The sequence below is a fragment of the Nocardioides sp. genome (genome assembly GCF_024509035.1).
Taxonomy (GTDB): Bacteria; Actinomycetota; Actinomycetes; order Propionibacteriales; family Nocardioidaceae; genus Nocardioides.
The window spans coordinates 1-9987 of the sequence record NZ_JANINT010000254.1 but is presented as its reverse complement, the minus strand read 5'-3'; the positions used below and the strand labels follow the sequence as shown (position 1 = coordinate 9987).

11 protein-coding genes and 1 pseudogene are annotated in these 9987 nt (G+C 73.2%); 3 read left to right on the top strand and 9 right to left on the bottom strand.

Going from position 1 to position 9987, the window contains the following annotated elements; all coding sequences use genetic code 11:
• From Q0L15_RS17495 to Q0L15_RS17480, 4 genes are all read right to left on the bottom strand, one after another.
• The coding region (locus tag Q0L15_RS17495; protein ID WP_296605733.1) for a M13-type metalloendopeptidase at window positions 1–1848 on the bottom strand (1848 nt) is incomplete at its 3' end.
• Window positions 1849–1926: 78 nt separating this feature from the next.
• Window positions 1927–2889 (bottom strand): NADPH:quinone oxidoreductase family protein, encoded by a 963-nt coding sequence (locus Q0L15_RS17490; RefSeq protein ID WP_296605732.1) that lies wholly within the window; start codon window positions 2887–2889, stop codon window positions 1927–1929.
• Between the two features lie 37 nt (window positions 2890–2926).
• Window positions 2927–3286: a DUF5655 domain-containing protein gene (locus tag Q0L15_RS17485; RefSeq protein ID WP_296605731.1), complete on the bottom strand. Its 360-nt coding sequence runs from the start codon at window positions 3284–3286 to the stop codon at window positions 2927–2929.
• Window positions 3283–4530 (bottom strand): M15 family metallopeptidase, encoded by a 1248-nt coding sequence (locus Q0L15_RS17480; RefSeq protein ID WP_296605730.1) that lies wholly within the window; start codon window positions 4528–4530, stop codon window positions 3283–3285. The genes Q0L15_RS17485 and Q0L15_RS17480 overlap by 4 nt, the downstream gene beginning before the upstream one ends.
• An 80-nt stretch (window positions 4531–4610) precedes the next feature.
• Between Q0L15_RS17480 and purU the strand changes: the two genes are divergently transcribed.
• Window positions 4611–5459, top strand: coding sequence for a formyltetrahydrofolate deformylase (gene purU / locus Q0L15_RS17475; RefSeq protein ID WP_296605729.1), 849 nt, complete (start codon window positions 4611–4613; stop codon window positions 5457–5459).
• A gap of 320 nt (window positions 5460–5779) precedes the next feature.
• Here the strand turns inward: purU and Q0L15_RS17470 are convergent, their stop codons facing one another.
• From Q0L15_RS17470 to Q0L15_RS17460, 3 genes are all read right to left on the bottom strand, one after another.
• Complete coding sequence (locus Q0L15_RS17470; protein WP_296605728.1) at window positions 5780–5962, bottom strand: hypothetical protein; 183 nt, start codon at window positions 5960–5962, stop codon at window positions 5780–5782.
• Entirely contained in the window at window positions 5959–6153 is a 195-nt protein-coding gene (locus tag Q0L15_RS17465) for a hypothetical protein (protein ID WP_296605727.1), read from the bottom strand. The genes Q0L15_RS17470 and Q0L15_RS17465 overlap by 4 nt, the downstream gene beginning before the upstream one ends.
• Window positions 6154–6214: 61 nt before the next feature.
• Window positions 6215–6400: a hypothetical protein gene (locus tag Q0L15_RS17460; RefSeq protein WP_296605726.1), complete on the bottom strand. Its 186-nt coding sequence runs from the start codon at window positions 6398–6400 to the stop codon at window positions 6215–6217.
• A gap of 110 nt (window positions 6401–6510) precedes the next feature.
• Between Q0L15_RS17460 and Q0L15_RS17455 the strand changes: the two genes are divergently transcribed.
• Window positions 6511–6975, top strand: coding sequence for a VOC family protein (locus Q0L15_RS17455; protein ID WP_296605725.1), 465 nt, complete (start codon window positions 6511–6513; stop codon window positions 6973–6975).
• Between the two features lie 10 nt (window positions 6976–6985).
• Window positions 6986–7465: a GNAT family N-acetyltransferase gene (locus tag Q0L15_RS17450; RefSeq protein WP_296605724.1), complete on the top strand. Its 480-nt coding sequence runs from the start codon at window positions 6986–6988 to the stop codon at window positions 7463–7465.
• Here Q0L15_RS17450 and Q0L15_RS17445 read toward each other — a convergent pair.
• Complete coding sequence (locus Q0L15_RS17445) at window positions 7455–8870, bottom strand: MFS transporter (RefSeq protein ID WP_296605723.1); 1416 nt, start codon at window positions 8868–8870, stop codon at window positions 7455–7457. The two genes, Q0L15_RS17450 and Q0L15_RS17445, sit on opposite strands and share 11 nt — an antisense overlap.
• A 22-nt stretch (window positions 8871–8892) precedes the next feature.
• Window positions 8893–9987, bottom strand: a pseudogene (locus Q0L15_RS17440) (hypothetical protein); the annotation flags it as partial.

The following is a 9987-nucleotide window of genomic DNA, read 5'->3' as shown; positions in this document are numbered from 1 at the left end:
GCGGAACTCCGGCGGGCTGTGCGGGTCGATGGTGAGGTACTGCTGCTCCTGCTCCTTGCGTCGCTTGGTGCGCCAGCAGTAGGCCCAGTTGAGGAACAGCCGCTGCCGCTCCTCGGCGCTCGCCGAGCCGCCGCGGGCGATGAGGAACGCGGTGTGCCCGATCGTCAGCCCACCGAGGTCGCCGATGTTCTCGCCGACCGTCAACGCGCCGTTGACGTGCTCGCCGGGCAGGGCGCGCGGTTCGAAGGCGTCGTACTGCTCGATCAGCGCCTGGGACTTCACCTCGAACGCCGCCTTGTCCTCGGGCGTCCACCAGTCGTTGAGGTTGCCGGCGCCGTCGTACTGCGCGCCCTGGTCGTCGAAGCCGTGGCCGATCTCGTGGCCGATGACCGCGCCGATGCCGCCGTAGTTCTCCGCCTCGTCGGCGTCCGGCGAGAAGAACGGCTTCTGGAGGATGCCCGCGGGGAAGCAGATCTCGTTGGTGCCCGGGTTGTAGTAGGCGTTGACGGTCTGCGGCAGCATGAACCACTCGTCGCGGTCGACCGGCGACCCGATCTTGGCGAGCTGGCGGTCGGTCTCGAAGGCGGACGCCGCCGCGACGTTGCCGAGCAGGTCGTCGTGGCTGACCCGCAGCGCGGAGTAGTCACGGAACTTCTCGGGGTAGCCGATCTTGGGGCGGAACGTGTCGAGCTTGTCGTAGGCCCGCTGCTTGGTCTCCTCGGTCATCCAGTCGAGCTTCTCGATGGAGACGCGGTAGGCCGCGAGCAGGTTGGCGACCAGCTCGTCCATCATCGCCTTCGCGCGCGGCGGGAAGTGCCGCTCGACGTACTGCCTGCCGACGGCCTCGCCGATCGCGCCCTCGACGAGCGCGACGCCGCGCTTCCACCGGGCCCGCAGCTCCGGCGTGCCGTTGAGCGTGCGGCCGTAGAAGTCGAAGTTGGTCTCGACGAAGTCGTCGGTGAGGTAGGCCGCGGCCGAGCGCAGCACGTGGGAGAGCAGCCACTGGCGCCAGTCGTCGAGGGGGAACTCCTCGAGGACCGTCGAGAGGTGCGCGAAGTACGACGGCTGCCGGACGCACGCCTCGGCGAGCGTCGCGTCGGTGCCGCCGAGGTTGGTGATGTAGGCGTCCCAGTCGAAGGCCGGGCAGAGCTCGACGAGGTCGGCCTTGGACATCAGGTTGTAGGTCTTCTGCACGTCACGGGTCTCGGCGCGCTCCCAGTGGCCCGCGGCCAGCCGGGTGTCGATCGCCAGCACCGTGGCGGCCGCGCCGGCCGGGTCGGGGTGCTCACCGAGCTCGAGCAGCCGCGTGAGGTAGGCGACGTACTTGTCGCGGATCTCGGCGAACTTGTCGTCGCGGTAGTAGGACTCGTCGGGGAGCCCGAGACCGCCCTGGACGAGGTTGAAGAGGTAGCGGTCGGAGTCCTTGGAGTCGGTGTCGACGTAGGACCCGAACAGCCCGTGCCCGCCGATCCTCTCGAACTCCCCGAGGAACGCCGCGAGGTCCCGGATGTCGCGCAGCGCGCCGACCGCCGCGATGAGCGGGCGCACCGGCTCCAGGCCGCGCCGCTCGATGGTCGCGGTGTCCATGAACGACGCGAACAGGTCGCCGATCTTGTGGGCGTCCTCGTCGACCTCCTCGCCGGCCTCGACCTTGCGGGCGAGGTCCTCGATGATCGCGTGGACCTGCTCCTCCGCGACGTCGGCGAGCTGGACGAACGGGCCCCAGCTCGACCGGTCGGAAGGGATCTCGGTCTCGTCGAGCCAGCGCCCGTTCACATGACCGAAGAGGTCGTCCTGGGGCCGGATCTCGGTGTCCATGCCCGCGCGGGCGTCGTCGAGGATCGTCACGGCGACGACAGTAGCCGGGGGCGGCCCCAGTTACGCCTCCCCTTCGCGCAGAGCGAACGGCGGGCCTGCCCCGGGGGCTCAGCGCACCCGCAGGACCGACTTGCCGAGCGTGCGCCGCTCGTCCATGTCGACCAGGGCCCGCGCGACGTCGTCGAGGTCGTACGTCGCGCCGACCGGCGGCTTGACGACCCCGGACGCCAGCATCGGCACCAGCTCGGCCCACTGCTGCTGCATGTAGCCGGGCCGCATCATCGCGTAGGCACCCCACCCGACGCCGCGCACGTCGACGTTGTTGAGCAGCAGGCGGTTGACCTTGACCTCGGGGATGCCCTGCCCGGCGGCGAAGCCCACCACGAGCAGCCGGCCCTGTGCGGCCAGGCAGCGCAGCGAGTCGGTGAACACCGAGCCGCCGACGACGTCGACCACGACGTCGACGCCCTGCCCGCCGGTGAGGTCCAGGACCGCGTCCTTGAAGCCGTCGAGCAGGACGGTCTCGTCGGCGCCGGCGGCACGCGCGACCTGCGCCTTCTCCTCGCTGCTGACGACGGCGAGGGTGCGCGCGCCGTACCCCTTCGCAACCTGGATCGACGCCGTGCCGACCCCGCCCGCGGCGCCGTGGACGAGCACGGTCTCGCCGGCGCGCAGTCCACCGCGCTCGGCGAGCGCGAACTGCGCGGTGAGGTAGTTCATCGGCAGCGCGGCGCCCTCGTCGAAGGACACGTGGTCGGGCAGGGCGAAGGTGAACATCGCCGGGTTGGCGACCAGCTCCGCGGCGCCGCCGTACCCGTTCACGCCGGCGACCCGCTGTCCGGGCTCGAAGAGACCGCCGCTGACGACCGTGCCGGCGAAGTCGACGCCGAGGGTGAACGGCAGCTCGGGCTTGAGCTGGTACTCCCCCTTGCTCAGCAGCAGGTCGGGGAAGGAGATGCCGACGCTGTGCACCTCGACGAGCACGTCGTCAGGCCCGGGCGTGGGCTCGGGGACGTCCTCCACGACGACGTCGGCAGGTCCGGTGGTCGACAGCACTCGGGCGGCTCGCATGAGCCCGAGGCTAGGCCACGTCCCCGAGCCGGGGTGCTCAGCCGGCCCGGTCGTACGCCTCGCGCAGCCAGCCGAGCAGCTCCTCGTCGAGGTCGGCGGCGGGGTCGCGCAGCTCGACGTGGTGGACGACCAGCAGCGGCCCGGTGCGTACCGCCTGCTTGATCCGCGCCGAGTCGAGCTCGTGGTCGAGTGCGAAGGTCACCACGACGTCGGCACCGGCGTTGCGCAGGTACTGCCGCGGGTTCCACAGCCACGCGAAGGCGCGCGCGCGGCGCAGGCAGACCTGGCTGCGACCGACCCGCTCCTCGCACCCGCCCCAGCCCCCGATCGCGTCGTGGGCGAGGCGGTACGCCGCCAGGCCGGCGTCGTTGCCCGCGAAGAAGTCCTCGGGCGTCACCGCGGCTCCACGAGCCGGTTCATCTCGAAGTGCATCGGGTCGGTGTAGGACCAGTCGCCGCCCCACGCGAAGCCCCACGACTTGAAGATCGCGACCACGCCGCGGTCGATCTCGCCGGCGGTGCCGCGCTGGTTGCCGGGCACGTTGAGGTCGAGGGCGAGGCCGAAGGCGTGGTTGGACAGCTTGGTCGAGCCTGCGATGAAGCGCGGGTAGTAGCAGCCGGCGTACTCACCGGGATGGATCTTGTCGGCCAGCCCCGTGGCCTGCACCTCGCGCAGGGCGGCCTCGAGCTGCGGGAACATCAACCGGTTGCAGGTGACGGTGCCCAGGATCGGCACGGTCCTGGTGGCGATGTGCGAGGCCACCCAGCCGGGGTCGGGCGCGATACGTCCGCCGGCGAGCACGGAGTAGCGGAACGTGCCGACGGCATCGGCCACCGTGCCGGTGACGACCGCCGTCTGCACCACGTCGGTGTCCAGGCCGTTGCGCGCCACCGCGTCGGTCATCTGCACCGAGGCGTCGCTGCCCTTCAGGATCCGCTCGATCGGCGTGCGCAGCGTGATCGGCGCGGTCGTGCCGGTGCGGATCAGCAGCGCGTTGCCCTCGGTCATGTCGAGGTCGGGGATCCAGGTGTCGTTGACCACGGCGTCGACCAGCCACGACTGCGGGGCGTAGGCCCCCACGTGGACCTGCGGCGCGTTCTGGGCGCTGCCGAGACGGAGGAAGCCCTGGTCGTCGATGGCGGCGCGCTTCTTCAGCGCCGGGCGGATGGCGAGCTCGCCGCCGGCGACCCGGGCCCACACGTCGTCGGTCTTGGCGCTGTCGCTGTCGATGACGTAGTTGCGGTAGGTGGCGGGGTCGACGGCCGCGATGTTGAGGGACTGGTTCTCGATCACGACCTGGGCCAGGGAGATCTGCTCGACGTCGACGACGCCCTTCAACCGCTTGATCGCCCGCACCCGCTCCGGGGTGATGGTCTTCGAGCCGTTCGCGACGATGTCCGGCCCGGAGATGAGTCCGGTGCGCCTCCCCGGCGGGTCGACCGCGTGGGCGGGGTCGAGGGTCGCCTGCGCGGTGGGGCTGCCCGCCGCGGGGGTCGCGGTGGTCGACCCGCTCGACGCGGGGGCGCCGGCCTCGGAGGACCCGGAGGACTCGTTGCAGGCGGTGGTCACGGCGCCGAGCAGCACGACGACGCCGAGCACCGCCGTGCTCCGACCCGTCCTGCGCGCGCGTCCGAGTGCCATCACATCCCTCCCGCGGTCAGGGTACGTCGAGACCTGCTCCGGGGTCAGTGCTCGGCGTCGCCGGATGGGAGACTGGTGCGGTGTCCGAGTTCGTGCTGATCCTCTCCTGCCCCGACCGCCCCGGCATCGTGCATGCCGTCACCGGCTTCCTGGCCGAGCGCGGAGCGAACATCACCGAGAGCCAGCAGTTCGGCGACGCCCTGAGCGGGCGGTTCTTCATGCGGATCGCGGTCGACGTCCCCGGAGAGGTCGACGAGGACGTCCTGCGCACGGAGTTCGCGCCGGTGGCCGAGACGTTCGAGATGCGTTTCGAGATCCGCGACGCGGCCGCGCCGTACCGCACGATCATCATGGTCTCCAAGGACCTGCACTGCCTCAACGACCTGCTGTTCCGGGCCAGCACGGGGTCGCTCGGCATCGAGGTCGCCGCGGTCGTCTCCAACCACCGCGACGCGGAGCCGATGGCGGCGTCGTACGGCGTGCCGTTCCACCACGTCCCGGTCACCGCGGAGACCAAGCCCGCCGCCGAGGCCCGGCTGCTCGAGCTGGTCGACGAGCTCGACGTGCACCTGGTCGTGCTCGCCCGCTACATGCAGATCCTGTCCGACGGGCTGTGCCGCGAGCTGGCCGGCCACGCCATCAACATCCACCACTCGTTCCTGCCGAGCTTCAAGGGCGCGAAGCCCTACCACCAGGCCTTCGACCGCGGGGTCAAGCTCGTCGGCGCGACCGCCCACTACGTGACCGGCGACCTCGACGAGGGGCCGATCATCGAGCAGGACGTGATGCGCGTCGACCACGGGTTCTCCCAGGCCCAGCTGGTCTCCGCGGGCCGCGACGTGGAGACCCAGGTGCTGGCGCGCGCGGTGCGCTGGCACGCGGAGTCACGGGTGCTGCTCAACGGGCACCGCACCGTCGTCTTCCGCTGACGACTCGAGAGCCTGGCCCGGCGCTGCCGCTGGGTACGGGCGGGTCTGCAGGGGACGTCGTACGTTCTGGGCGCCAGGACCCCCGAAACGTATGACCTCCCAGGGGCGACCCGGCGGAGGTCATCCGAGGTGGCTGCCCAGGCGACCACGTCGCACGACGTCCCGCGCAACCGGACCGTGGCGGCATCCCGACAGGTGCGTTCCTCAGTGCCGGCACGGGCAATCGAGCACCGGGAGGCCGCCGGTCACGCGGTCGGGCCGACCTGCAGACGCGCCGACTCGCGCCTGTTGGGACCTGCAGATGCGCCGAGTCGGCTCGGTCAGGCCGACCAGCGGATGGCCTCCACGGCCAGGTCGGCGGGCCGGTAGACACCGGCGAGCTCGGGTCTGCGGTCCATCAGCCGGACCAGGTCCCGGGCCCGGGCCGCAGCGCGGGCCTTCCGGACCACGGAGCCCGGCGCCGCGCCGGGTCGGGTGTGTCGTTCGCGTGTCGTGCTCGTCATCGGTGGCGCGTCTCCTCCCGTCGGTGCGCGGCGTCCCGCTCGAGCCACAGCACCCACGCCGCGCCGGCGTAGGCCGCCACCGCGGTCGGGAGCGCGTCGAACCGCTCGGAGAACACCAGGGCTCCCGTGACCAGCGCCGCCGTAGCGACCAGAGCGTCACGGGGCGGGTCATCGGACCTCAGGCCCCACAAGGTCTAAGTTTAGCGACCTACTGAGGTAATGGCACCAGGAGACGCGCCGGGGCAGGCATCCTCAGGCGGACCAGCGGATCGCCTCGGCGGCGACGTCGGCCGGCTTGTAGACGCCGACCAGGTCGGGTCGGCGGGCCATCAGGTCGACCAGGTCCTGCGGGCGCACGGCGACCCGGGGCTTGCGCGCCGCAGGCGTCGGCGCCCGGCGCGTGCGGTGGCGCACCGGCGCCGCGAGTGTGGTGGTCATGGTGGTCCCTCCCGTCCGTGTCCCCCAGGGGACGTCGTACCCCCACCGATCGGCGGCACACTCCGTCTCCTGAGGCGTGCGGAGCACGGATGCGCGCGTAGCGTGGCCGGATGAGCGCGAGCCATCCCTTCCTCGCCCAGACCGTCCTCGACTGCCGGCACCCCCGGGCGCTCGCGGAGTTCTACCGCGCGCTGCTCGGCTACGCCTACCGTCCCGGCGACGAGCCGCCCCCGCCCGGCGAGCCCGACCCCCGCGGCGAGGACTGGCTGGTCATCGGCCCGGTGCCCTACAGCCGGGCGGACGGCCGCGGCCTGTCGTTCCAGGCCAACGCCGAGTACGTCGCCCCCGTGTGGCGGCCCGAGCCCGACCGGCCCGGCGACCAGCAGATGATGGTGCACCTCGACATGACCGTGCCCGACGTCGAGAGCCTCGAGGCACAGCGCGCTCGCGCCCTCGAGCTCGGCGCCACCGAGGCGCTGGACCGCAGCGACGACGAGGACGAGCCGCTCCACGTCCTCCTCGACCCGGCCGGACACCCGTTCTGCATCTTCGTCTCGCACCAGGGCACGGCCTAGTCTTCCGCGGGTGGAGGGCGAGATCACCGTCGACGACCCGCGGGCCGCGGACGTGCGAGCGCTGCTCGAGCGACACCTGGCCTTCACCGCCGAGCACAGCCCGCCCGAGGACGTGCACGCCCTCGACGTCGAGTCCCTGGTCGATCCCACGATCACGTTCGTGTCCTACCGCGTGGCCGGCGAGGTGCTCGGCGTCGGCGCCCTCAAGGACCTCGGGGCAGGCCACGGCGAGCTCAAGTCGATGCACACCGCCGCGGCGGCGCGCGGGCGTGGCGTCGCCGGCGCGATCGTCGAGCACCTCGTCGCGCTCGCCCGCGGGCGCGGCCTGGCCCGCCTGAGCCTCGAGACCGGGACGCCCGAGGCGTTCGAGCCGGCGCGCTCGCTCTACGCGCGCCACGGGTTCGTCGAGTGCGGCCCGTTCGGCGACTACGGCCCGAGCGTCTACAGCACCTTCATGACGCTCGACCTCGGCGACCCGCTCAGCCGCTGATCGGGCGCCCCGCGCGAGCCGGGGTGCGGATCGTCAGCCAGGACAGCACGCCCCCCGCCGCGAGCAGCGCCGCGCACACCACCGTCGCGCTGCCGTACGCCGCGTCGAACGCGGCCGGGTCGGCGTACTCCTCCCCGCCCAGGCCCACGGCCGCCGGCAGCGCCGCGACCGCGAGCAGCGACCCGGCGCGCGCGACCGCGTTGTTGACGCCGCTGGCGATGCCGGCGTGCTCGTCGGAGGCCGCGGCCAGGACGGTCGCGGTCAGCGGGGCCACCATCAGCGCCAGGCCCACGCCGAACACGACGAGGCCGGGCAGGACGTCGGTCCAGTAGTCGACGTCGCTCCCGACCCGCAGCAGCAGGAGCGTGCCCGCCGCCATCACGAGGGGGCCGAACGTCATCGGAACGCGTGGCCCGATGCGAGTGCCGAGCGCCCCGCCGCGCGAGGCGAGCAGCAACATGCAGACCGTGATCGGGAGCGTGGCCAGACCGGCCCGCAGCGCGCCGTACCCGCTCACGGTCTGCAGCTGCAGCACCAGGAAGAACAGGACCGCGCCGAGGGCGGCGTACACGACGAACGTCATCGCGTTCGCGGCGCTGAACGTCCGGTCGGCGAAGATCCCGAGCGGCAGCATGGGGTGGTCGGTGCGCCGCTCGTCGAGCACGTACGCCGCCGCGGCGACGACCGCGACGAGGCCCGCCCAGGGCGCCAGCGGGCCGCCCCACTCGGTGAGGCCGTAGGTGAGCGTCCCGAGGGCGAGCGCGGCCAGCAGCGCGCCGGCGACGTCGAGGCGGCGCGGGGCGTGCGGGTCACGGGTCTCGGGGACGGTGCGCTGCGCGATCAGCACGGTGAGCGCGGCGACCGGCAGGTTGATCAGGAAGATCCAGCGCCAGCTGGCGTACTGCACCAGCAGGCCGCCCACGAGCGGACCGATCGCGCTGGCGATGCTGGTCAGCCCCGACCACGAGCCGATCGCCCGGGCCCGATCGTCGCGGACGAAGGCGCCCTGGATCATCGCCAGGCTGCCGGGCGTGAGCAGGGCGGCGCCGACGCCCTGGAGGATCCGCGCGGCGATCAGGGTGGTCGGCGTCGGCGCGAGCCCGCAGGCCAGCGACGCGACGGCGAACCACACCGTGCCGACGACGAACACCCGCCGCCGGCCGAAGCGGTCGCCGAGCGAGCCGCCGAGCAGGATCAGGCTGGCCAGGGAGAGCAGGTAGCCGTTGGTGATCCACTGCAGCTGCGCCAAGGAGGCGTCCAGGTCCTCCCCGATCGTGTGCAGGGCGACGTTGACGACCGTCCCGTCGAGCATCGTCATGCCCGACCCGAGGACGGCAGCGGCGACGACCGCGCGACCGGTCGGCGTACCGAGCCGGACGCCGCCCGCACCACCGACCTCGCTCACCGGACCAATCTAGGGTCCCGTGTCAGACGGCGAGCTCCTCGCGCCGCAGACCGCCCCCGTGGCGGGAGTCGCGGAGGCCGTCGGGCCTCACCGTGGCAGCCCGCCGGGCCGCGCGCGTGGACAGCACCAGACCGACCACCCCCCACGCCACCAGCAGCAGGACCGACCCCATGACGGCCCCACGACCGGCCACGCCCGCCTGGACGACGTCCGCGGCGGCTGGCAGCGGCAGCAGTCCGTGCAGCACGCGGACGGCGACCGGAGCGGTGTCGACCGGCAGCAGCCCCCCGAGGAGCAGCGCCTGCGCCGCGAGCAGCACCAGCACGGTCGCCTTGCCGCGAGCGGGCCCGAGCAGCGCCACGATGCCCTGCACCAGCGCGGCGAACACCGCGGCCGCCGCCAGCAGGCCGGTCACGAGCACGCCGGGTCGCGCCACCGAGACGTCGAACAGCGCGAGCACCGGGACGAGCAGCGCCGCCTGGACCACCGCGGCCAGGAGCGCGGGACGCCAGCCGGCGAGCGCGACCCGCCACGGCAGCCCGGGCTCCTGGAGCCGAGCGGGCGGCAGCGGCGGCCGCAGCACGTAGACCAGCGCGACGCCGAGCCAGAGCGCGAGCATGAGCAGGGCCGGGGCGATGCCGACCGCGGTCGACTCCGCCGTACCGGCCACCTCGCTGCGGCCGACGACCGGCGCGGCCACCGCCCGCGCGAGCCGTTGCTGCTGCTCGGCACCCATCGTCGGTACGGCGTCCGCCCCGCTGCGCAGCCCGGCGGCCAGCCGGCCCGAGCCGGAGCCGAGCCGCTCGGCCCCACCCGCCAGGCGCCCCGCACCGGAGGCCAGAGACGCGGCACCGTCGGCCGCCTGTGTGGCGCCGTCGGAGAGCTGGCCGGCTCCACTGGCGAGCCGACTTGTGCCACTGGTGAGGCGGTCCGCACCGGAGGCCGCCGACCCGGCGCCGTCGGCGAGCCGGCCGGCACCCTGGCCGATCCTGCTGGCACCGCCGGCGAGGCGGTCGGCCCCGGAGGAGAGGCGGCCGGCCCCGGAGGAGAGGCGCACGGCGCCCGTGTGCAGCCGGGCCGCCCCGTCGGCGGCGTCGCTGACCCCCTGGCTCAGGCG